The 23,246-nt window shown below is 40.0% G+C and carries 20 protein-coding genes and 3 tRNA genes; 14 read left to right on the top strand and 9 right to left on the bottom strand.

Going from position 1 to position 23,246, the window contains the following annotated elements; translation table 11 throughout:
* The first annotated feature begins 111 nt into the window (after window positions 1–111).
* Window positions 112–1,782: a glutamine--tRNA ligase gene (glnS, locus tag AC0L4E_RS11315; protein WP_473679260.1), complete on the top strand. Its 1,671-nt coding sequence runs from the start codon at window positions 112–114 to the stop codon at window positions 1,780–1,782.
* Between the two features lie 95 nt (window positions 1,783–1,877).
* Here the strand turns inward: glnS and AC0L4E_RS11310 are convergent, their stop codons facing one another.
* Both AC0L4E_RS11310 and AC0L4E_RS11305 read right to left on the bottom strand, forming a co-directional pair.
* A complete protein-coding gene (locus AC0L4E_RS11310; protein WP_473679259.1) occupies window positions 1,878–2,864 on the bottom strand; it encodes a glucosaminidase domain-containing protein in 987 nt (328 codons plus the stop codon).
* A gap of 191 nt (window positions 2,865–3,055) precedes the next feature.
* On the bottom strand, window positions 3,056–3,652 hold the full coding sequence (locus AC0L4E_RS11305; RefSeq protein ID WP_473679258.1) for a Yip1 family protein: 597 nt from the start codon (window positions 3,650–3,652) through the stop codon (window positions 3,056–3,058).
* Between the two features lie 325 nt (window positions 3,653–3,977).
* On the opposite strand from AC0L4E_RS11305, the gene miaE reads away from it, so the two are divergent.
* On the top strand, window positions 3,978–4,730 hold the full coding sequence (miaE, locus tag AC0L4E_RS11300; protein WP_473679257.1) for a tRNA isopentenyl-2-thiomethyl-A-37 hydroxylase MiaE: 753 nt from the start codon (window positions 3,978–3,980) through the stop codon (window positions 4,728–4,730).
* A gap of 105 nt (window positions 4,731–4,835) precedes the next feature.
* Here the strand turns inward: miaE and AC0L4E_RS11295 are convergent, their stop codons facing one another.
* Window positions 4,836–5,558 carry a UDP-2,3-diacylglucosamine diphosphatase gene (locus AC0L4E_RS11295; protein ID WP_473679256.1) on the bottom strand — a complete coding sequence of 241 codons (723 nt, stop codon included), beginning with the start codon at window positions 5,556–5,558 and terminating at the stop codon, window positions 4,836–4,838.
* A gap of 6 nt (window positions 5,559–5,564) precedes the next feature.
* On the bottom strand, window positions 5,565–6,059 hold the full coding sequence (locus AC0L4E_RS11290; RefSeq protein WP_220755472.1) for a peptidylprolyl isomerase: 495 nt from the start codon (window positions 6,057–6,059) through the stop codon (window positions 5,565–5,567).
* Window positions 6,060–6,201: 142 nt separating this feature from the next.
* On the opposite strand from AC0L4E_RS11290, the gene cysS reads away from it, so the two are divergent.
* On the top strand, window positions 6,202–7,584 hold the full coding sequence (gene cysS / locus AC0L4E_RS11285; RefSeq protein WP_473679255.1) for a cysteine--tRNA ligase: 1,383 nt from the start codon (window positions 6,202–6,204) through the stop codon (window positions 7,582–7,584).
* Window positions 7,585–7,766: 182 nt separating this feature from the next.
* On the opposite strand, the gene folD is transcribed toward cysS, so the two are convergent.
* Window positions 7,767–8,621, bottom strand: a complete 855-nt coding sequence (gene folD, locus AC0L4E_RS11280; RefSeq protein WP_473679254.1) for a bifunctional methylenetetrahydrofolate dehydrogenase/methenyltetrahydrofolate cyclohydrolase FolD — start codon at window positions 8,619–8,621, stop codon at window positions 7,767–7,769.
* Between the two features lie 253 nt (window positions 8,622–8,874).
* Between folD and AC0L4E_RS11275 the strand changes: the two genes are divergently transcribed.
* The 11 genes from AC0L4E_RS11275 to AC0L4E_RS11225 all read left to right on the top strand — a co-directional run bounded on the left by AC0L4E_RS11275 (window position 8,875) and on the right by AC0L4E_RS11225 (window position 19,784).
* Window positions 8,875–8,951: transfer RNA gene (locus AC0L4E_RS11275), tRNA-Pro, on the top strand.
* 108 nt (window positions 8,952–9,059) lie between these two features.
* Window positions 9,060–9,136: transfer RNA gene (locus tag AC0L4E_RS11270), tRNA-Arg, on the top strand.
* Window positions 9,137–9,143: 7 nt separating this feature from the next.
* A tRNA-His gene (locus AC0L4E_RS11265) sits at window positions 9,144–9,219 on the top strand.
* 284 nt (window positions 9,220–9,503) lie between these two features.
* Entirely contained in the window at window positions 9,504–10,808 is a 1,305-nt protein-coding gene (gene tig / locus AC0L4E_RS11260; protein WP_473679253.1) for a trigger factor, read from the top strand.
* A gap of 88 nt (window positions 10,809–10,896) precedes the next feature.
* Window positions 10,897–11,508 carry an ATP-dependent Clp endopeptidase proteolytic subunit ClpP gene (clpP, locus tag AC0L4E_RS11255; protein ID WP_153916032.1) on the top strand — a complete coding sequence of 204 codons (612 nt, stop codon included), beginning with the start codon at window positions 10,897–10,899 and terminating at the stop codon, window positions 11,506–11,508.
* A gap of 129 nt (window positions 11,509–11,637) precedes the next feature.
* The gene (gene clpX / locus AC0L4E_RS11250; protein WP_473679252.1) at window positions 11,638–12,918 is read left to right on the top strand and encodes an ATP-dependent protease ATP-binding subunit ClpX; all 1,281 of its coding nucleotides are present in this window, start codon (window positions 11,638–11,640) and stop codon (window positions 12,916–12,918) included.
* Between the two features lie 130 nt (window positions 12,919–13,048).
* Window positions 13,049–15,400, top strand: a complete 2,352-nt coding sequence (gene lon / locus AC0L4E_RS11245) for an endopeptidase La (RefSeq protein WP_473679251.1) — start codon at window positions 13,049–13,051, stop codon at window positions 15,398–15,400.
* Between the two features lie 265 nt (window positions 15,401–15,665).
* A complete protein-coding gene (locus AC0L4E_RS11240) occupies window positions 15,666–15,938 on the top strand; it encodes an HU family DNA-binding protein (protein WP_055023877.1) in 273 nt (90 codons plus the stop codon).
* Between the two features lie 221 nt (window positions 15,939–16,159).
* Window positions 16,160–18,031 (top strand): SurA N-terminal domain-containing protein, encoded by a 1,872-nt coding sequence (locus AC0L4E_RS11235; protein WP_473679250.1) that lies wholly within the window; start codon window positions 16,160–16,162, stop codon window positions 18,029–18,031.
* Window positions 18,032–18,145: 114 nt separating this feature from the next.
* Window positions 18,146–18,736 (top strand): HAD-IB family hydrolase, encoded by a 591-nt coding sequence (locus AC0L4E_RS11230; RefSeq protein ID WP_473679249.1) that lies wholly within the window; start codon window positions 18,146–18,148, stop codon window positions 18,734–18,736.
* 124 nt (window positions 18,737–18,860) lie between these two features.
* Window positions 18,861–19,784, top strand: a complete 924-nt coding sequence (locus tag AC0L4E_RS11225; RefSeq protein ID WP_473679248.1) for an AraC family transcriptional regulator — start codon at window positions 18,861–18,863, stop codon at window positions 19,782–19,784.
* A gap of 46 nt (window positions 19,785–19,830) precedes the next feature.
* On the opposite strand, the gene AC0L4E_RS11220 is transcribed toward AC0L4E_RS11225, so the two are convergent.
* The 4 genes from AC0L4E_RS11220 to AC0L4E_RS11205 form a co-directional block, all read right to left on the bottom strand.
* Window positions 19,831–20,001 (bottom strand): DUF819 family protein, encoded by a 171-nt coding sequence (locus tag AC0L4E_RS11220; protein WP_473679247.1) that lies wholly within the window; start codon window positions 19,999–20,001, stop codon window positions 19,831–19,833.
* 163 nt (window positions 20,002–20,164) lie between these two features.
* On the bottom strand, window positions 20,165–21,367 hold the full coding sequence (gene fabV / locus AC0L4E_RS11215) for an enoyl-ACP reductase FabV (protein ID WP_473679246.1): 1,203 nt from the start codon (window positions 21,365–21,367) through the stop codon (window positions 20,165–20,167).
* A 105-nt stretch (window positions 21,368–21,472) separates the two neighbouring features.
* Window positions 21,473–22,258 (bottom strand): peptide ABC transporter ATP-binding protein, encoded by a 786-nt coding sequence (locus tag AC0L4E_RS11210; protein WP_473679245.1) that lies wholly within the window; start codon window positions 22,256–22,258, stop codon window positions 21,473–21,475.
* Entirely contained in the window at window positions 22,239–23,246 is a 1,008-nt protein-coding gene (locus AC0L4E_RS11205) for an oligopeptide/dipeptide ABC transporter ATP-binding protein (protein ID WP_473679244.1), read from the bottom strand. Before AC0L4E_RS11205 ends, AC0L4E_RS11210 begins: the two co-directional genes overlap by 20 nt.

Raw genomic sequence — 23,246 nt, 5'->3', positions numbered from 1 at the left:
GTTTTTTGTTTTTAGACTATTATTTTTATCAAACAGGCATTGTAACTCGCGTAAAACTGTAGGATCATCGAAGGTCATATAATTTTACCATCGTGCACTAAGAGGAACTCCATGAGTCAAGTGGACAACGAAGTACGTCCAAGTAACTTCATACGTAATATCATTGATGAAGACTTAAAAAGTGGTAAGCACAACAGTGTGCAAACCCGATTCCCGCCTGAGCCAAATGGTTTTTTACATATTGGTCATGCTAAGTCTATTTGTTTAAATTTTGGTATTGCAAAGGATTATCAAGGTCAGTGTAACTTACGCTTTGATGATACGAATCCTGAAAAAGAAGACATCGACTATGTTCATTCTATTCAAGATGACGTTCGTTGGTTAGGTTTCGATTGGTCTGGTGAAATTCGTTATTCGTCTAACTATTTTGATCAACTGCATCAATATGCGGTTGAGTTGATCACTAAAGGGTTAGCTTATGTTTGCTTCTTAAATGCAGAAGAGACACGCGAGTATCGTGGCACTTTAAAAGAGCCTGGTAAGAATAGCCCATACCGTGATACTTCCGTTGAAGAAAACTTAGCGCTATTTGAAAAAATGCGTAAAGGCGAATTCAAAGAAGGTGAATGTGCTCTTCGTGCAAAAATCGATATGGCTTCACCGTTCATGTGTATGCGTGACCCTGTGATTTATCGTATTCGTTTTGCCCACCATCATCAAACAGGTGACAAATGGTGCATCTACCCGATGTACGATTTTACTCATTGTATTTCTGATGCGATTGAAAATATCACTCACTCATTATGTACATTAGAGTTCCAAGACAATCGTCGTTTGTATGATTGGGTATTAGATCATTTAAATGATTTTAATGTCCCAAACCGTACCAGACAGTATGAATTTTCAAGATTGAATCTTGAATACACTATGATGTCAAAGCGTAAGCTAAATGATTTGGTTACTCGCAACTTAGTCAATGGTTGGGATGATCCTCGCATGCCGACTATTGCAGGATTACGTCGCAGAGGTTATACACCGGCGTCTATCCGTGAGTTTTGTCAGCGTATTGGCGTGACAAAGCAGGAGAACTTAATTGAAGGTGGCGTTCTTGATGCATGTATTCGTGAAGAGTTAAACGAAAATGCACCTCGTGCAATGGCAGTGCTAAAACCGATTAAAGTGATTATTGAGAATTATCCATCAGAATCACCAGAAATCATTAATGCACCAATGCACCCTAATAAGCCAGAAATGGGAACGCGCGAGTTAGCATTCGGTAAAGAGTTATTTATTGATGCTGAAGATTTCCGTGAGTCAGCGAACAAACATTTCAAACGTTTAGTATTAGGTAAAGAAGTACGTTTACGTAACGCTTATGTCATTAAAGCAGAACGTTTTGACCAAGATGACGAAGGTAATGTCACTACTGTTTATTGTACTTATGACAATGAAACATTAGGTAAGAACCCAAGTGATGGTCGTAAAGTGAAAGGTGTGATTCATTGGGTTGAAGCTTCAACTGCTAAAACTGCAGAGTTTCGTTTATATAACCGTTTGTTTACTGAAGCGACTCCTGCAGCATTCGAAACACTAGATGAAGTAATAAACACTGAATCATTAGTGGTATTACAAGGTGTTGCTGAAGCGGGTCTTGTCAATGCACAAGCTGAAAAAGCTTACCAGTTCGAGCGTGAAGGCTACTTCTGTGCAGACAGTAAAGACTCTTCAAAAGAACATTTAGTGTTTAACTTAACAGTTCCATTACGCGATTCTTTTGCATAAGAACGTGTTATAGCTTTTCGTTTAGATAAAGAAATGCCAGAGTAAAAACTCTGGCATTTTTGTTTTTGGTGGCATTCCATCACTTGAATATTAATTTATTGATTAGCTGATATTAAATGAAGTGGAGCATCGTCACTTAAATAAGCCTCATCAACTTGATCTAATTTATTGAAGCGGATCATCCCTTGAATACCATCAATATAAGCTTGACCACGCTCAGAGTATTTATCTAAGGTGTTAGCTAACTCTAATCCTGTTATTGGCTGTTTATCAGCTCTTAAGTCTCTTCTAAGCTCGCGTAACTTTATATAAGCAGCATTAGTATTAATATTTAGCATATAGCCTTCAACAGATGCTTGAGGGGTATCAAATCTTGCTAAACCATAGTTACCAAGCTCTTTTCGTTGTTGCTTAGGGATCATTCCATTACCACTGAAATCCCATTGGCCAAAGAAAGCATTACCCTCTACGGTAAATCTTGATGTTGCCCAGCCACTTTCTTCTGTTGCTTGTGCTAGTACCAGTGAAGGCGGCATGATATCAACACGCTTCAAAAGTTGTTGGCGTTGCTCTTCGGTTATTGACTGTAAAGTTTCGCTAGTGACTCTGTATTTTCTTGCTATAGCGGTTAATTTAGCATCATCGAGTTTAGCGAGTTTGACAACTTCTCTTTCTGCTGTGATGTTTTCATTACTAATGAGGATAAGCGGGGCCATAAGCCTAAAAAAAACCATTTTTTTAAGTTGTACTGGTATCTCATTCGAAGTCTGCTGCCATTTCTCGCTAACATTCTCGAAGGTCAGCCTTGGGACTTCACGGACGCCTGCTTGCCAGCTTTCAGTGTTGTAATTGAGGGTATCAAATAAGGCTATAAGCTCATCTAAGGAATTCAAATTAATATCTTTAGCTTGCTGCGGGTGAGAGCTTTTAGTAGAGATTTTTGTTTCAGAAACAAGTTTTTCAGACTTATCTTGTTGGTCAGCTGGTATTGATGGTGAAGACTTCACCCAATAGTTAATAGCAAACAGGCTCATCAGGAGTATTACAACAAAGAGTATTTTTTGATAAGTGTTTTTGGTCATATTTCATCCTAAAGGCTGTTGCAGGTTTTTGAACAAAGTTGAGCGTATTGTAAGTGCGACAAAATTAGTGGTTTTATTTAATGAATTTAATGAATTTAATGAATTTAATGAATTTAATGAATTTAGTGAAAACGAGATGAAAACACATTAAAAAAGGCGCGTAAGCGCCTTTTATTATAGTTTAAAAATAGTTATTGCATCATAGGACCAAAACCAAGGCTCCATAAAATAACACTACTTCCCATTAGCCCGACTAGCAGAACTAATCCTGCAGTAACGACTGAGCTTGCGTAAATGAATCCTTTTTCTTCAGGAATATTCATAATAATAGGCACGCCCGCATACAATAAATAAACCGAGTAGGCTAAGCCAGCTAAACCAACGAGCATAATAAACCAAAGCACAGGGTAAAGTACCGAAATACCAACCATAAATAATGGTGTCGCAGTATATGCGGCGAGTTCTAATGCTTGGGTAAATGTTGGTGATGCATCAAAGGTTTTTGCCATCCAAAAAGATAAGTATGCTAACGCCATCACACCACCGATAAGGCCGAAATACATTCCTACCGACATAAACATTGCACTTTGTGGTGTCAAAAATAGAGGTTCACCATTTGCAGGGTGCCAACCGATGTAAGCTGTCGCAATAAAACTGCATACAGCAGGAATTAAGGCGATTAATAAAATATGGCTGAGACTGCTTTTAACTGCCTCATGATTGCGTTCAATTGTTTTCCACTCTTGTTTCGGATGAGTGTAAAGCCCCATTAAGTGATTTAGTATCATAATTATTATTATCCTTGTTTAGCATTCATACATTAGCTCGCCAAACTGCAGACGAACTGATCATAGTCCCATATATCAATCGACTTAATCAGCTCCAGATCTACTCAATATCGTTAGACATTTATTGAGTAGTAACTTCATCCCTTACGAAGTTCATCCATTTAAGTAGATTGAAATACAACTTTTGCAACTATTGTTACGAAGATGTATAGACTATTTATTGAACATAAGCATCGATTCGTCAAGGGTTAATCGTGTTTTATCTGTAGAAATATCCTCAACGAAGGTAAAATACGTTCAAACCCTAACAAAAGTTTAAAATCACATGCAGCAATTATTGGCGCCCATTTATCGTTTTTTGAAGTGTGAGACTCCTGATAGTTGGATTGAAAAGGCAAGTCACCCTGACAATTTATCCATTATTCTACGAGACCATTTACTTTGTGAACTCAAAGCCGCCCAAAGCGCCATGTTTCTGATTCGTAAATATGCAGTTGATAAAGAAAGTGCGAGTAGACTGACGCAGTGGGTAAAACCTTATGAGGAGTTTGCTTACAAACGCGTCGGTGATTTAGCGAGCTTAAAGGGCAAAAGTAGCATCACTAAGCAAGTCACCGTAAGGGATAATTGTCCCTACGGGCAGGACCTTGTTGATAAAATGGTGTTGCTGATAAAAGAAGAGTTGCATCATTTTTGCCAAGTCATGGAGTTGATGGAGAAAAAGAATGTGCCTTATGAACTACTTGAAGCTGGCAGATATGCCAAGGGAATGATGAAGCATGTTAAGACTTTTGAGCCTGATGCATTAGTTGATAAGTTAATAATTGGAGCGTTTATTGAAGCAAGATCGTGTGAACGTTTTGCAAAACTAGCTCCACACCTTGATACTGATTTAGAAAAATTTTATATCTCTTTACTTCGCTCAGAAGCCCGTCATTATCAAGACTATTTATCACTTGCAGAGTCTATTTCAGGCAAAGACATTAGTGAAAGAGTCGCTTTTTTTGCAACTGTAGAAGCAGATTTGATTTTATCTCCTGATGAGGATTTTAAGTTTCATAGTGGCTTGCCAGTTTAAACCTTAAGGCAATAGCTTAATAAGAGTGGGATTGCTAACTATGAAAGATAACTTAGTGTTTTTATTGATTGGCTAGGTATAAAAGTTTTCAACAACTAGAGCTAATTACTTTTTATCGGGAAAGGGCAGTTGCTGTAATTCAGTACTGTCTTTTTTTACAATCAAAATGCTACCTTGATCGTACCAATCACCAACAACAATACGTTGTTTATTGTCATCTAATTCATGAATAGCAGGGCGATGAGTGTGGCCGTGGATCATTCTTTGGGTATGGGTATCGGCAAGTAATGTATCCACTGCTGATTGCTCAACATCCATGATGACATAACTTTTATCTTGATTGCCGCTTTGGCTTTTAGTTCTAATGTCTGCTGCAATTTTTTGTCGAGTAGATTTAGGTAAGTGGCAATAAATCCATTTAACTATTGCTGAATTTCTAAAACGACGAAAACGTTGATAAGACTTATCTAGGGTGCATAAACTGTCACCGTGTAACACTACAGTTTCGATGCCGTATAAATCGAGTACTTTGATTTCAGGTAATAACTGCATACCAGATTTGGCAGCAAATTCTTTACCTATCATAAAATCACGATTGCCATGAATAAAGTAAACAGGCATTCGCTTAGACACTTGTTTGATATGTGTAGCAATGTCATCAGTAAAAGGCTCAGCAATATCATCGCTGGTCCACACTTCAAACAAATCACCGATAATGTACATGGCTTCAACTTCAGATAAATCTGAATTGAGGTAGTCAATAAAGGCTTGAGAGATATCAGGACGATCGGCACTTAAGTGCAAATCGCCCATAAATACAGTGTGCACTATAGCTTATTCAGCAATGCTAGCACTGTTGATTACCACGGCTTCTAGTGGCACATCTTGATGCATACCACGGTTACCCGTGCTAACACCTTTAATTTTCTCTACGATGTCTAAGCCTTCAACGACTTCAGCAAATACACAGTAACCCCAGCCTTGACCAGTTTCTGCTTTATGATCTAAGAAAGTGTTATCGCTAACATTGATGAAGAATTGTGCAGTTGCTGAATGTGGATCAGAAGTACGCGCCATTGCTAATGTACCGATTTTGTTTGATAAACCGTTGTTAGCTTCGTTTTTGATAGCTGCGTTAGGTGTTTTCTGAACCATGTCTTCAGTAAATCCACCACCTTGAACCATAAACCCGTCAATGACGCGGTGAAAAACAGTGCCGTCATAAAATCCGTCTTTAACGTACTTGATGAAGTTTTCAACAGTAAGAGGCGCTTTTTCAGCATTTAGAGCAATTTTAATATCGCCCATGTTTGTGTGCAAAGTGATCATATTTAAATACCTAGATAAAAATTGTTGCGCGATTCTAACTTATCTAACGTGAGGCTTAAAGTGCAGTGTTCAAAACAGTGTTGCTCATGATAGACTTTGATCCAATTATATTGGTATCAAAACGAGTAAAAGAGAACCATCGATGTTGAAAATTTACAATAGTATGAGTCGTGAAAAGCAAGAATTTAAACCGATTAACCCAGGCAAGATTGGCATGTATGTATGTGGTATCACCATATATGATTTATGTCACATTGGTCATGGTCGTACTTTTGTTTCTTTCGATATGATTGTTCGTTATTTGCGTTACAGTGGTTTTGACGTGAATTACCTACGTAACATCACTGACGTTGACGATAAAATTATTAAGCGTGCCGCAGAAAATAACGAAAGTTGTGATTCATTAACTGAGCGATTAATTGGCGAAATGCACAATGATTTTGACTCATTAAATATGATGCGTCCTGACTTTGAGCCAAGAGCGACGCTGCACATCGAAGAAATCATTGAAATGGTGCAAACACTCATTGCTAAAGATCATGCCTATGTATCTGAAAGCGGTGATGTGCTGTTCAGTGTGTCTTCGTTCTCTGAATATGGTCGTTTGTCTGGTCAAAACCTTGAACAACTACAAGCTGGCGCACGTGTTGAAGTAGAAGACACTAAACGTGACCCTATGGATTTCGTGTTGTGGAAAATGTCTAAACCTGGTGAACCAACTTGGGAATCACCATGGGGTCCTGGTCGTCCTGGTTGGCACATTGAATGTTCAGCAATGAACAGCAAGCATTTAGGCGAGCATTTTGATATTCATGGCGGCGGTAGCGATTTACAGTTCCCACATCATGAAAATGAGATTGCACAATCATGCTGTGCACACGGTTCAGAATATGTGAACTACTGGATGCATACTGGCATGGTCATGGTCGATAAAGAGAAAATGTCTAAATCATTAGGTAACTTCTTTACCATTCGTGATGTATTAGCGCATTACGATCCTGAAACGGTTCGTTATTTCTTGCTTTCAGGTCATTACCGCAGCCAGTTAAATTATTCAGAAGATAATTTGAAGCAAGCTAAGTCAGCCCTAGAGAGAATTTATACCTCACTTAAGGGGTTAGACTTATCAGTTGCTGCTGCGCCTGCAGAAGCCTTTATTGCTAAGTTTAAAACAGCAATGGATGATGATTTTAATACTCCAGAAGCTTATTCTGTTATTTTCGAAATGGTGCGCGAGATTAACCGTTTGAAACTAATCGATATGGCACAAGCAAGCGCACTCGGTGTCAGTCTTAAATCATTGACGGAGGTTTTAGGTTTAATCAATCGTGATGTTGATGCTTTCTTCCAAGGTGAAGGCAGCGATGACGAAGTTGCAGAAATTGAAGCGTTAATCGTTGAGCGTAATCGCGCTCGTGCTGAAAAGGACTGGCCTGCTGCTGATGCCGCGCGCGATAGATTGAATGCACTAAACGTTGTCTTAGAAGATGGCGAAGAAGGCACGACTTGGCGTAAAAAGTCATAAGAAGCGATTAGGGTAGAGTGATTAACTCAGCTGAATTTTATTCAGTATAGTAAAACTCTGCTTACTCAGTTGTTATCTTAATCAAATAAAAAGCCTGCAAATGTGCAGGCTTTTTTGTTTCATTTTCGCTTGATATTCAGCTTAAATACTTATGAAAACTTAATATCACTATATGAGTTTAATTAGTCGTGGTATTGCTCTGCAGCATACAAGGTGTTTTCAAGTAAGCTTGCAATAGTCATTGGGCCTACACCGCCTGGTACCGGGGTAATGAATGCCGCTCTCTCGGCTGCAATGTCAAATTCAACATCACCAACAAGTTGACCACTTTCAAGGCGGTTAATACCCACATCAATCACAATAGCGCCAGGCTTAATCCAATCACCAGGAATAAAGCCAGGTTTACCTACTGCAACCACGAGTAAATCAGCTTGACGAACTTTTTGTTCAAGATTTTGAGTAAAGCGATGACATGTTGTGGTTGTACAGCCTGCTAGCAATAACTCTAACGTCATTGGACGACCAACAATATTAGATGCGCCAACGATAGTGGCATCAAGTCCATAGGTATCAATACCTGTTGACTTGATGAGGGTAATAATCCCTTTTGGCGTACATGAACGTAGTACAGGGATGCGCTGGGCTAATCTTCCAACATTATAAGGATGGAAACCATCGACATCTTTGTCTGGTCTGATGCGCTCGATGACCTTTGAGTCTTCAATATGATCAGGTAAAGGTAATTGTACTAAGATGCCATCGATTTTTGGGTCTTCATTACATTGATCAATTAATGCTAATAATTCAGCTTCAGTTGTTGTGGTTTCAAGGTCATATGAATACGACTCAAAGCCAACTTCTTCACATGCGCGGCGTTTGCTGCCAACGTATACTTGTGAGGCGGCATCTGCGCCAACTAGAATCACTGCTAGACCTGGAACACGCTTACCAGCTGCTTTACGTGCCAATACTTTTTCTTTTAGTGAGGTTCTAATAGATTGAGCTATCGCTTTGCCATCAATATTTTGGGCAGTCATGAGTGTATAGTTTCCTTTATATGGCGCGATTGAGGTGATTTTTAACGAGGCGTATTCTACCAGTCAGCCATAGGCATGTCATGATTATTGGCTAAACGATTTATTAAAAACAGAATTTTTTGTTTGTAAAAACAGCAGCTGAACCAGATTGCAAAAAAAATCGTTGACGATAGTAAAGTGACTCGTTAATATGCGCTCCGTTCTCACAGATAAGCCGTTAAGTATTAACTTAAAACTACTGTTGAAGACATCTCGGTGATTAGCGCAGCCCGGTAGCGCATCTCGTTTGGGACGAGAGGGTCAGAGGTTCGAATCCTCTATCACCGACCAATTTTATATTTGTAAAGCGAATGTTTTGCGAATAAGCTTGAAACATTAATTGAACACCAAATCAATTAATTGTGACAGCTGGTTATTCAGATTAGATTTGTAAACCATGCGCCACTAGCTCAGCTGGATAGAGCAACGCCCTTCTAAGGCGTGGGTCTCAGGTTCGAATCCTGAGTGGCGTACCAAATTATGGTGATTGTAGCTCAGTTGGTAGAGCCCCGGATTGTGATTCCGGTTGTCGTGGGTTCGAGCCCCATCAGTCACCCCAAATTTTGCACTAAAAATGCACGATTGTAGAGAAAGCGACCTTAGGTCGCTTTTTTTATGTCTAAAATCCCCATATAACCCCGTTTTCACACTCGACTCAGCCGTAAACCGTCGCTATAATGTCGCGTCTTGATAAATATCTAATACGAATTACTACGGGTAATGGCGCTGAAAAGCTGCTGTATCGCACTTTTATTAGAAAACATTAATAATCAAGAAACGAATATTTAATAGTTGAGGTTTCGACTATTACAAAGGACGTCAGACATATTTCGAGGTAAAACAATGCAAGTTTCTGTTGAAACAACTCAAGGCCTAGAACGTCGCCTAACAATTTCTGTTCCTGCTGAACAAATTGAGAAATTAGTTAAAGACAACTTATTACGTGAAGCGAAACGTGCAAAGATTTCAGGTTTCCGTCCAGGTAAAGTACCAGTATCTGTGATCAATCAACGTTACGGCGCAGCAATCCGTCAAGACGTTACTGGTGAAGTTATGCAACGCAACTTCATCGAAGCTATCATGGCTGAGAAATTAAACCCAGCTGGCGCTCCAGTTTTCGCACCAGGCGAAGCTGAAGGTGAAAACTACGTATTCGTAGCGACTTTCGAAATCTACCCAGAAGTTGAATTAACTGGTTTAGATGCAATCGAAGTTGAACAGCCACAAGCTGAAGTTAACGACGCTGACGTTGACACTATGATTGAAACTCTTCGCAAGCAACACGCTACATTCGCTGTAGTTGAAACTGCTGCTGAAGAAGGTAACAAAGCTAAAATGAACTTCGTAGGTTCAGTTGACGGTGAAGAATTCGAAGGCGGAAAAGCTGATGATTTCGAACTAGAGCTTGGTAGCAATCGCATGATCCCTGGCTTCGAAGCTGGTGTTATTGGTCATAAAGCAGGTGATGAATTCGAAATCGAAGTGACATTCCCTGAAGATTACCATGCTGAAAACTTAAAAGGTAAAGCGGCTAAGTTCGTTATTACTCTTACTGAAGTTCAAGCTGCAGAACTACCAGAAGTTAACGATGAGTTCGCTTCTTTATTCGGTATCGCTGAAGGTGGCTTAGAAGCACTTAAAGCTGAAATCCGTAAAAACATGACTCGTGAACTTGAGCAAGCGCTTAAAGCAAATGTTAAAGAGCAAGTTATTGAAGGTTTGTTATCTGCAAACGAAATCACTATTCCTAAAGCATTAGTAGAAGGTGAAGTTAACGTTCTTCGCCAACAAGCTATGCAACGCTTTGGTGGTCAAACTGAAAACATGCCTGAGCTTCCAGCTGATTTGTTCACTGAACAAGCTGAGCGTCGTGTTAAAGTAGGTCTACTTTTAGGTGAAGTAATCAAAACTAACGAACTTCAAGCTGAAGACGAACGTGTTCAAGGTCTTATTGCTTCAATGGCTTCTGCTTATGAAGATCCAAGTGAAGTTGTTGAATACTACAATGGCAACAAAGAGCTTATGCAAAACATGCGCAACGTAGCGCTTGAAGAGCAAGCTGTTGAAGTTCTATTAAAATCATCAAAAGTTACGCCAAAAGAAGTCGCTTTTGAAGAATTTATGAACAAGGCAACAGGTAAAGCGTAACCTTCGCTTGACTTGATTGGCGGATCGCCATTTAATGGCTCGTATGAGGTTCCTCATACGAGCCATTTTTATTTTAGGGAAGCATAAAATGCATAAAGCGCCAGAATCTGTACTCAATGCTCTTGTACCTATGGTTGTTGAACAAACGGCTAAAGGTGAGCGTTCATATGATATTTACTCTCGTTTATTAAAAGAGCGAGTAATTTTCTTGGTTGGCCAAGTGGAAGAACACATGGCTAATTTGATCGTGGCGCAATTATTGTTCCTAGAATCAGAAAGCCCAGATAAAGATATCTCAATTTATATCAATTCACCTGGCGGCTCTGTTACTGCTGGTATGGCAATTTACGACACGATGCAATTCATTAAGCCTAATGTAAGCACAGTATGTATTGGCCAAGCTTGTAGCATGGGTGCATTCTTATTAGCGGGTGGTGCTGAAGGTAAACGTCATTGTCTGCCTAATTCACGTGTGATGATCCATCAACCACTTGGTGGTTTCCAAGGACAAGCATCTGACATCGCTATTCATGCTCAAGAAATCTTAGGCATTAAGAATAAATTGAATGAAATGTTAGCTGAACATACAGGCCAGCCATTAGATGTTATCGAGCGTGATACTGACCGTGATAACTTTATGAGTGCTCAAGAAGCTGCTGATTATGGTTTAGTTGATTCAGTTTTTGAAAAGCGTAGCTGATCTTTAGGCCTGAGTACGCTATTCTGTGATGAATAGCGTATAAAAAATATTTGACTGTTCCTGTGTAGGTGAATAAATGCACAGATGGTTTCTTGAAAACAGTGAACAGGCTGCAACAGAGGTAGGGTAATGGGCGATAATAAAAGTACCGGTGACAGTGGCAAACTACTGTACTGCTCTTTTTGCGGAAAAAGCCAACATGAAGTTAGAAAGCTAATCGCTGGACCTTCAGTATATGTTTGTGACGAGTGTGTCGAGCTGTGTAATGACATCATTCGCGAAGAAATTAAAGAAATATCGCCTAAGCGCGATCATGATAAGTTACCGACGCCGCACGAATTGCGTACTCATCTTGATGATTATGTTATTGGCCAAAACCAGGCTAAAAAAGTCTTGTCGGTGGCGGTATATAACCACTATAAACGTTTGCGTAATGGCACACCGATTGAAGGTGTTGAATTAGGTAAAAGTAACATTTTGCTAATCGGTCCAACCGGTAGTGGTAAAACGTTATTGGCTGAAACGTTAGCACGTTCTTTAGATGTGCCATTTACTATGGCTGATGCGACAACATTAACCGAAGCTGGTTATGTTGGTGAAGATGTTGAAAACATTATTCAAAAGCTTCTTCAAAAATGTGACTACGACGTTGAGAAAGCTGAACGTGGCATCGTTTATATTGATGAAATCGATAAAATTAGCCGTAAATCTGATAACCCATCAATTACACGTGACGTGTCAGGTGAGGGTGTTCAGCAGGCATTATTGAAATTGATTGAAGGTACTGTTGCTTCGGTTCCACCTCAAGGTGGTCGTAAGCATCCACAGCAAGAGTTTTTACAGGTAGATACCTCTAAAATCTTATTTATCTGTGGTGGTGCGTTTGCTGGGCTTGAGAAAGTGATTGAGCAACGTGGACTAACAGGTACTGGTATTGGCTTTGGCGCTGAAGTTAAAGGCGAAGCTGATAAAACGACGATTTCACAAACGCTTGGTAAAGTTGAACCAGAAGATTTAATCAAGTTTGGTTTAATCCCTGAGTTTATTGGCCGTTTACCGGTTGTTGCTACCCTAACTGAGTTAGATGAAGCCGCATTGGTACAAATTTTATCTCAACCTAAAAATGCACTGACTAAGCAGTATGGCGCATTGTTTGAGATGGAAGAGGTTGAACTTGAGTTCCGTGAAGATGCACTTAAAGCCATTGCTCATAAAGCAATGACGCGTAAAACAGGTGCTCGTGGCTTACGTTCTATCATCGAAGATATCTTATTAGATACCATGTATGACATTCCTTCAGTAGAAGGTGTGATAAAAGCCGTTGTTGATGAATCAGTAGTGAAAGGTGAGTCTGCACCTATCTTGATTTATGAAAACACTGACAGCCAAGTGGCTGGTGGCGAACAATAAATAGCCGCTTTTAGCAGTTTATGAAAAATAAGGAGTCCATTGGGCTCCTTTTTTCGTATTAAGCATTGAAACTTCAAGAAACATCCCAATATACTGATTATAAAATCCATTCATCAAACGGAATCGAACTATGACCCAAGAGCGTGAAGCGCATATCGAACTCCCCGTGCTGCCACTTCGAGATGTAGTGGTTTATCCCCATATGGTAATTCCGTTATTCGTCGGACGAGAGAAATCAATTCGATGTTTAGAATCGGCAATGGAACAAGATAAACAAATTTTATTGGTCGCACAGAAAGAAGCTGATTTAGACGAACCAACAAAAGACGATATTTTCGAAATTGGTACAGTAGCGTCAATTTTACAATTACTTAAATTGCCTGACGGCACGGTTAAAGTATTGGTCGAAGGTGGTCAACGCGCTAAAGTTGACAAATACACCCAAGAAGAAGAATTCTTCGTCGCCACAGCCCAATACTTAGAATCTGAACAACTTGCTGAAAAAGAAGAAGAGGTGCTAGTACGTAGCGCTATCAGCCAGTTTGAAGGTTACATTAAGCTAAACAAAAAAATCCCACCTGAAGTACTGACTTCATTAACCGGTATTGAAGAAGCTGCGCGTCTTGCTGACACAATGGCTGCTCATATGCCGCTTAAGTTAGAAGATAAACAGTCAGTACTGGAAATGATCAACGTTGGCGAACGTCTTGAATATTTAATGGCGATGATGGAAGGCGAGATTGACTTATTACAAGTTGAGAAGCGTATCCGTGGCCGTGTTAAAAAGCAGATGGAAAAAAGCCAGCGTGAGTACTATTTGAATGAGCAAATGAAAGCCATTCAAAAAGAGCTTGGCGACCTTGATGAAGGTCAAGACGAGTTTGAAGTACTCGGTCGCAAGATTGAAGAAGCTAAAATGCCAGCTGAAGCGAAAGAAAAAGCAGAAGCTGAGCTTAATAAGCTAAAAATGATGTCACCAATGTCAGCAGAAGCAACAGTGGTAAGAAGCTATGTTGATTGGATGACGTCAGTGCCTTGGAGCCAACGTTCTAAAATTAAGCGTGACTTATCTAAAGCTGAAGAAATTTTAGATACTGACCACCATGGTTTAGAAAAAGTTAAAGAACGTATTCTTGAGTACCTAGCAGTTCAAAGCCGTGTTAAACAGCTTAAAGGACCAATCCTGTGTTTAGTTGGACCTCCGGGTGTAGGTAAAACTTCATTGGGTCAATCTATTGCTAAAGCAACAGGTCGTAAGTATGTTCGCGTTGCCTTAGGTGGCGTGCGTGATGAAGCGGAAATCCGTGGACATCGTCGAACTTACATTGGCTCAATGCCAGGTAAAGTGATTCAAAAAATGGCTAAAGTGGGGGTTAAAAACCCATTATTCTTATTAGATGAAATCGATAAGATGAGCTCAGACATGCGCGGCGACCCGTCGTCAGCATTGCTTGAAGTACTTGACCCTGAACAAAATGCAGCATTTAACGACCATTACTTAGAAGTCGATTACGACTTATCTGATGTCATGTTTGTGGCTACATCGAATTCAATGGATATTCCTGGACCGTTATTAGATCGTATGGAAGTGATTCGTTTATCGGGTTATACCGAAGATGAAAAACTTAACATCGCTAAAAAGCATTTGCTGACAAAGCAAGTTGAGCGTAACGGTCTTAAGCCTAAAGAAATCAATATCGACGACAGTGCCATTATTGGCATGATCCGTTATTACACTCGTGAAGCTGGTGTGCGTTCATTAGAACGTGAGCTGTCTAAAGTGTGTCGTAAAGTCGTTAAAATGATTTTATTAGACAAGTCAGTTAAGACTGTCGAAGTGAATCAAGACAACTTGAAGTCATTCTTGGGCGTGCAGCGCTTTGATTACGGTAAAGCAGAGTCAAATAACCAAATTGGTCAGGTGACAGGTCTTGCGTGGACTCAGGTTGGCGGTGATTTGCTAACGATTGAAGCCACATCTGTGTCAGGTAAAGGCAAACTTGCTTATACCGGATCACTTGGTGATGTGATGCAAGAGTCAATTCAAGCAGCTATGACTGTTGTAAGAGCTCGAGCTGAACAATTAGGCATTAATGCTGACTTTTACGAGAAACGTGATATTCATGTTCACGTACCTGAAGGAGCAACACCTAAAGATGGTCCTTCGGCAGGTGCTGCAATGTGTACAGCGCTCGTTTCAAGTTTAACTGGTAATCCAGTTAAAAGTGATGTGGCGATGACGGGTGAAATTACCCTTCGCGGCGAAGTGCTTCCTATTGGTGGCCTAAAAGAAAAGTTACTTGCGGCACATCGCGGTGGTATAAAAGTTGTTCTTATTCCTAAAGAAAATGAGCGCGACCTAGAAGAAATTCCTGCGAATGTCATTGCGGATCTTAAAATTCATCCAGTTAGATGGGTGGATGAAGTGCTTGAATTAGCCTTAGAGAGACCTGTAAAGGGCTTTGAAGTGGTTAAAAAGTAGCTAAATAACAAAAAAACATGCTTTGAAGCCAAAAAAAGTGAAAAAAGGGGCTTAACAAACGCGAAAGCTGTGGTAGCCTAGATAAGTGGAGAGTCAGTTAGCACCAAACCCTTGGCGCAACTGACTTTGAGCTGTATCCAAGTACATTTTTTTGGTTTTCCAACTAAGTTTGGTGTGGTATCAAACTTATTACAAAAAAGCCTCCGCAGACCGCTCTAAAGACGGATTTGGTTGCGGCGCGAAAATAAACATTCAAGGGGATGACATGAACAAATCTGAACTAATCGAGAAAATCGCTTCTGGTGCTGACATTTCTAAAGCTGGCGCTGGCCGTGCATTAGATTCTTTCATTGGTGCTGTTACTGAAGCACTTAAAGAAGGCGACAAAATTTCTCTAGTTGGTTTTGGTACTTTTGAAGTACGTCAACGTGCAGAACGTACTGGCCGTAACCCACAAACTGGTGCGGAAATCAAAATTGCAGCAGCAAACATTCCAGCATTCAAAGCTGGTAAAGCTCTAAAAGACGCTGTTAACTAAATAGTTAATATCGTTGCCTTTTGTAAGGCATTTGTAGAAAGCACTGTTTTAACAGTGCTTTTTGCGAAAGAAATATCAGAAAAAACTTAGTTAGTTTTGATATTCGGAGGAATTGGGTCATACCCGAGGTAGCGTCTGATAACTCCACATAAATTACAAGAAGGCGCATCCCCAAGTGGTGCGCCTTTTTATTTTTTTAATCGCAACAAGCGAGAATTCAGATGTTAGAAAAAATTCGCGAAGGTTCACAAGGCGTTATTGCTAAAAGTATTTTAGTGCTAGTGATTCTTTCGTTCGCATTTGCAGGTGTAAGTAGTTACCTAGGAACTTCAACTGAAGTTGCTGTCGCTGTAGTTAACGGTGACGACATTACTGCAAATGAACTAGAACAAGCTTATCAAAACGAACGTGGCCGCTTAGAACAACAACTAGGTGAAATGTTTGATGCATTATCTGCTGATGATAACTACATGAATGGTATCAAGCAAAATGTATTAGACCGTCTGATTGCTGACAAATTAATGACTCAAGCAGCAGAAGATTTAGGCTTACGTGTTTCAGATGACCAAATTAGACAAGCGATTGTTAATGAGCCAGCTTTCCAAACTGATGGCGTGTTTGACAACGATCGTTACTTAGCTGTATTACGTCAGCTAGGCTACCAAACGACAAGTTTCAGAAATATGATGCGCACTGATATGACGCGTCGTCAGCTATTAACATCGTTAGTAGGCACTGAATTCGTATTAGATGGTGAAGCAAAGCAATTAGCTGAAGTTCAAGGCCAGACTCGTGACATTCGCTACTTAGTTGTTGACTCAACACCTTACTTAGCTTCTGCTTCAGTATCAGAAGACGCGATTAAAAACTACTACGACAGCAACTTGATGCAGTTTATGGATCAAGAAAAGGTGAGCTTAGAGTATGTAGAACTTAACGTCGCTAATATTGCTAAAGGAATCGATGCATCAGTTGAAGATGCACGTGCTTATTACGAAGAAAATAAGCAACAGTACCAAACCCCTGAAAAACGTTTAGCTGCACATATTTTATTTGCCTCTGGCGATGACAGTGCTGATGAAGCGAAAGCTGAAGCGAGTTTAGCTAAATTGCAAGCAGGTGAAGACTTTGCTGAAGTAGCAAAAGCTGATTCGGATGACCAGTTCAGCGCAGAGCAAGGTGGTCAACTTGACTGGTTTGAACAAGGCGTAATGGACCCTGCATTTGATACTGCATTATTCGAACTTAACCAAGGTGAATACTCACAAGTTGTTAAAAGTGAGTTCGGTTACCACATCGTTAAGTTACTTGACGTTCAATCAGGTGCAGCAGCACCATTTGATGAAGTTCAAGATAAGATTGTTGCAGACCTTAAAAACAAGAAAGCCGTTGATGAGTTCTACAGCTTACAAAGTGTTTTAGCTGACACAAGTTACGAAGTACCAGATACATTGGACGAAACAGCTAAAGCATTAGATGTTGAAGTGCAAACAACTCAGCTGTTCTCACGTAACAATGCACCGGCTAACTTGAACAAGCCTGACTTAATCCGCGCAGCCTTTTCTGATGACGTTATCGGTAGCGGCATGAACAGCGAAGTGATTGAGCTTGAGCCTAACCACGTTGTTGTTATTCGTTTACTTAAGCATCAAGATGCAGGTACTTTACCTTTAAGTGAAGTCAAAGCAGGTATCGAAGCACGTTTAGTGCAAGAACAAGCTAACCTTGAAGCAAGTGAAAAAGCCAACGAATACTTAGCTGAAATGAAAGCGGGTAATGAGATCACTGAAGCGACTATTGCTACTAAAGCGCAATTAGCTCGTTTCAGCCAAGATATCGACCAAGCTATCACCACTAAAGCATTCCAAATGCCAGCGCCAGAATCAGGTTCTGTTGCATTTGATACCGCGGCTCTTGCGAATGGTTTTGCTGTTATCGCACTTGATAATGTGAATGCTGCAGTCGGCATTGATAGCAATATTATCGACAGCATTAAAGAACGTTTAGCACCGCAATATAGCGAAGCGGATTATCGCGCGATTGTTGATGCGTTAAAAGCAAAAGCTAAAATTGAGTACCCTGTAGCTGAGTAACATCTAGTTCAAGGGATATAATTTAAAAGCCAAGGGAAACCTTGGTTTTTTTATGTCTTACTTTTAAGCTTTACTCAACCATAAGTTTTAACCCAGTCATGTAGAAGGAACTTCATGAACATTGCGCTTTTTGATTTTGATGGCACAATCACAGAAATTGACACATACACCCCATTTATTCATTTGAGTGTGCCTAAATGGCGATTTATCGCCTGTTATCCTATTTTACTGCCCGTTATATTACTTTATAGATTTAAGCTGATTGGTGGCTCTTCAATTCGAACTGTTATTACTCGTTTTAGCTTTTGGAATCGGAAAGCTGACGAGGTGTTTGTCCAAGGAAAAGAGTATGCTTTAACATTAGATTCGCTTATGAAGCCAGAAGCTAAAAAGCGTTTAGAGTGGCATAAAAATCAGGGTGATTTAATCGTCATTGTGTCAGCATCGTTGGATGCGTATTTAATTCCCTGGTGTGAGCAACATGGGTATCAATTAATTTGTGCCAATTTAGAAACACGCAATGGACGTTTAACTGGTCGTTATTTAGACGGTGACTGCAGTGCAGAAGAAAAAGCTAACAGAGTCGAGCAACAACATTCGATAAGTGATTTTGATAAAGTCTATGCCTACGGCGATACCGAAGAAGATACTCACTTACTCGCATTGGCTGATGAAGCTTATTTTTGTTGGGAAAAAGTAAGCTGATGAGTTTGCTGTAGTTACAAATGTTGTTTCAAACGTCGTTTTTAAAGTGATAGAAAGTTCTTCATCATTTATTCAACTGGCAAAGATGAATAAGTCGAACAAATGGAAAGAGAAAGGGAAAACAGTGGACAATATAACTCAACGCTTTGAGCGTGTATTAACTCATATTGATAACCATTTATCGTCGAGTTTAGATATTGAAATGTTAGCTAAACTAGCACAGGTTCCTGAGTATCATTTTGATTTTATTTTTCAAAGCCTATTTCATACCAAGGTTAAAGATTACATTGAATTATTGCGTAATCTAGAAGCTGCGCAACAACTTGGTTTTGATAAAAATATTGCAATTAGTGCAGTGGCGAAAGCGGCAGGTTTTAGTTCTGAGAAAGATTTTGAGCGTGCTTTTACCAAAAGTATTGGTCAAAGCCCAAAACAATTTCAGTTCTCACCTGATTGGGGTAACTTTTTTCAAAAACAGCAACCGTTAAAAACATTGTCAGAAGGGCATGATGAATTATCAGCTTCCGAGGTGAATGTTGAAGTAGTATTGCTCGACGATATCCCGCTAATTATTATTGAACATCGAGCATTAGCAGAGTATTTACCGCAATCAATTCAGGCGATGCGCGCGTTTAGGCAAACCCATCAACTTTCGCCAACCAATACCCAGACTTTTAATTTTATTTATCAGACTAACCCTGATGAAGTTGAACCCGAGCAGATTAATTCATCAGCACAAGAATACAAAATTGATATCGCTGTTAGCGTCAATGCACAGCAGAAAGCTTCATTAGGGGCGGTTATTGAATCCTCAGAGTATTTTAAAGAAACAATTATACCTAAGGGGCGCTACGCTTCCTTTTTGCATTCAGGTTCAGATGAAACGCTAAATAAAAAAGTAAAATATTTATATGGCGCTTGGTTAGTTGAAAACAACAAAACTAATCAAACTCAATTAAATAATATGCCGTTAATTTTTGAAAAGTTAAATATAACTGAGCCAAATCAGGGACAAACCAGAGTGTATTTACCCTTGGTCGAAGAGTAAACCTAAGCACATTTTTTTACTTTTCGTTTTACTTTTCTTTTTTACTTTACTGTGCGGTGACTCGCATCATTTCAGCGCAAATCCACGCCATGTAGGTCGCCCAAGCATAGCCAAAGACTGAAAACAAGATTGCGACAGGAGCCAAGGAACGATGAAATGCCATTGCAACTACTGGCGATGATGCAGCGCCAATACAACACTGGCTGGCCATCGCCATTTAAGCCACAGGTGCTTTCATCAACTTGGACTTTTTGTTGAGTGAGTTTCTGGTTATTGTTTTGAGCTTTAGAAAAGTGAGACCATTGAAAAGTTGAATAACAAGCATAAAAAACCAAGTCAATTGACTTGGTTTTTATGTTTTCAGGTGTTGAGTTTATGATTTATAAACTGACAACATCAAAAGTCACGTTAGGATTAACGTCTGCTTCATAATCAATACCGTCGATACCAAAACCAAACAGTTTCAAGAACTCTTCTTTATATTCATTGTAATCTGTTAGTTCAGCTAAGTTTTCAGTGGTTACGTCAGCCCACAGTTCACGGCAATGCTTTTGAATTTCTTCACGTAATTCCCAATCATCTAAACGTAGACGATTATCTGCATCCGTTTCTGGTGCTGCGCCATCTTCACGGAATAAACGCTCACTGAACATGCGATAGATTTGGTCCATACAACCTTCATGAACGCCTTCTTCACGCATTTTCTTAAATACCATTGCGATGTAAAGTGGCATTACAGGAATTGCCGAGCTTGCTTGTGTTACTACACTTTTAAGTACAGAGACGTTAGCTGAGCCGCCGGTGGCTGATAGCTTTGTATTTAATGCATGTGCTGCACGGTCTAAATCCATTTTGGCTTTGCCAAGGGCACCGTGCCAGTAGATTGGCCAAGTGATTTCAGTACCAATATAGCTATAAGCGACTGTTTTACAGTTATCGGTTAATACGCCAGCTTCACTTAAGGCGTTCATCCATAATTCCCAATCTTCACCGCCCATCACAGTAACTGTATCTGCAATTTCTTGCTCAGTAGCTGGTTCAACTGATGTTTCGATAATAGTGTTTTTATTGGTATCTACTGCAGTCGCGGTATAAGTCTCGCCAATTGGCTTAAGGCTTGAGCGGATAACTTCACCAGTATCAGGTAGTTTACGCACAGGAGAGGCCAATGAATAAACCACCATGTCGATTTGACCAAGGTCTTCCTTAATCATCTCGATCACTTTTTGTTTCGCTTCATGGCTAAAAGCATCGCAGTTAATACTTTTAGAATATAAACCTTCCGCTTTAGCAAACTTGTCAAAGTAAGCTGAGTTATACCAACCTGCAGTACCAGGCTTAGTTTCAGTGCTAGGTTTTTCGAAGAAAACACCAATAGTGGCAGCATCGCTACCAAACGCAGATGCGATACGTGAAGACAAGCCATAACCACTTGAAGAACCCACTACGAGTACCTTTTTAGGGCCATTAGCAATTTTGCCTTTCGCTTTGGTTAATTCAATTTGTTCTTTTACGTTAGCTTCACAGCCAATTGGATGTGTGGTGGTACAAATAAAGCCACGTGTCTTTGGTTTAATAATCATAATTTCGTTTCTTCCTTTAACAATGGCCCTAGGATAAATAGTTAGCCGCCGAAATGGCACTCATTTTTGTTAAAAATAGCCATTTAACTCAGTGGTTGGAGCAGTTTAGCGTTTTGCTGAGAGCTGAGTTTGCTCTGCAATCAGTCTGCGAGTGTATTCATGTTGTGGGTTTTCAAATAATTCCTCAGTGGTACTTTTCTCAACCATGACGCCTTTATTAAGCACCATGACTTTGTCACTGAAGTGTCGAACCACATTGAGATTGTGGGTCACAAAGATATAAGAAAGCCCCATTTCTTTTTGTAGCTTGAGCAACAAATTAAGAATTTGAGAGCGAACTGATAAATCTAACGAGGTTAGCGCTTCATCAGCAATAATAATTTTTGGATTTAACATTAAAGCTCGTGCTACTGCAACACGTTGCTTTTGACCCTCTGACACCATATGCGGATAAAAACTGGCATGTTCTGGCAGTAAGCCCACTTTACGCAGAGTATCGGTCACTTGAGCTTTACGCTCATGGGGTGTCATATCCGTATTAAATCGCAATGGCTCTTCTAATAACGCACCAATGGTTAATCTTGGGTTAAGTGAAGTATTTGGGTCTTGAAAAATCATTCGTATTAAACGGCAGCGCTGCTTTAAGTTACGCGCCTCTAATGCTTCACCCTCAAACTCGATAGTACCGGTTGTACGGGGCTCTGCGCCCACAAGCATTCTTGCTAAGGTACTTTTACCTGAACTCACCTGACCAACAATCGCTAAGGTTTGACCTCGCTCAAGTTCAAATGAAACAGGGGAGAGCGCTTGATTATATTGAGCCTTAAAGCGTTTATAACCAATAAAATATCGCTTACTGAGATCGGTAACGTTAAGTAATGGCGTTGTCATCTTCAGTCTCATTGTTATATGGGAAGTGGCAAGCAAAATAGCGATCTTTCTCATGAGCTAAATTGGGCTGTATAACGCATTGTCGTTGCGCATCTGGGCAACGTGGGCCTAAGCGGCAACCAGCAGGTAAGTGCTGTAATGAAGGAGATGATCCCTGTAATGAAGGCAAATATGACTTATGACGCATTTTACCTGTGTGTTCAGGCAAGTTTTTAAATAAGGCTTTGGTATATGGATGATACGGGTTTTTAAGCAGTTCACTTACCGGTCCCGACTCCATAATTTGGCCACTGTATAAAATACTAATACGGTCACACCATTTTACTAATGTCTCTAACTCATGACTCACTAGCAAAATAGACACGTTTTGTAATTGATTAAGCTGTGACAAGAGCCTAAATATTTGCGCTTGAGTGCTAAGCTCCATTGAATTGGTCGGCTCATCGGCAATTAATAATCTTGGGTGATTTGCTACTGCCATGGCAATCATTACTTTCTGGCATTCGCCTTCGGATAATTCCCAAGGATAGCTTTTCATAATGGCTTTAGGTTGTTTAATCCCCACTTTATGCAGCCACTTTTGCGCGGTTAAATGGGTATCTTTAGATCTACGCCAAAAAGGAATCGTTTTATTGGGTGTTAATGACTCAATTAGCTGGCTGCCAATAGTTTTAACTGGATCTAAACTGCCAGAAGGATCTTGAAATATCATCGTCATGTCAGTGCCCATTAAATTACGGCGTTGTTTTGACGTCATTTCTAGCAGGTTTTTGCCATCCCACATCATACGGTCGGCAATGATATTCCAGTTTGGACCTAACACTCCAAGTACGGCTTTAGCTAACAAACTACGGCCAGAACCTGACTCTCCCACTAACCCATGCACTTCACCAGGATTAATGGTTAAACTGACTTTTTCAAGTACCTTTACCGTGCCTTGAGGAGTATCAAGCTCAATGGTGAGGTTTCTGATATCAAGTAATGGCAT

Source organism: Shewanella sp. GJ50-10 (assembly GCF_055808815.1).
Note: the sequence above shows the minus strand (reverse complement) of the source record. Positions and strands in the feature narration are given on the sequence as shown.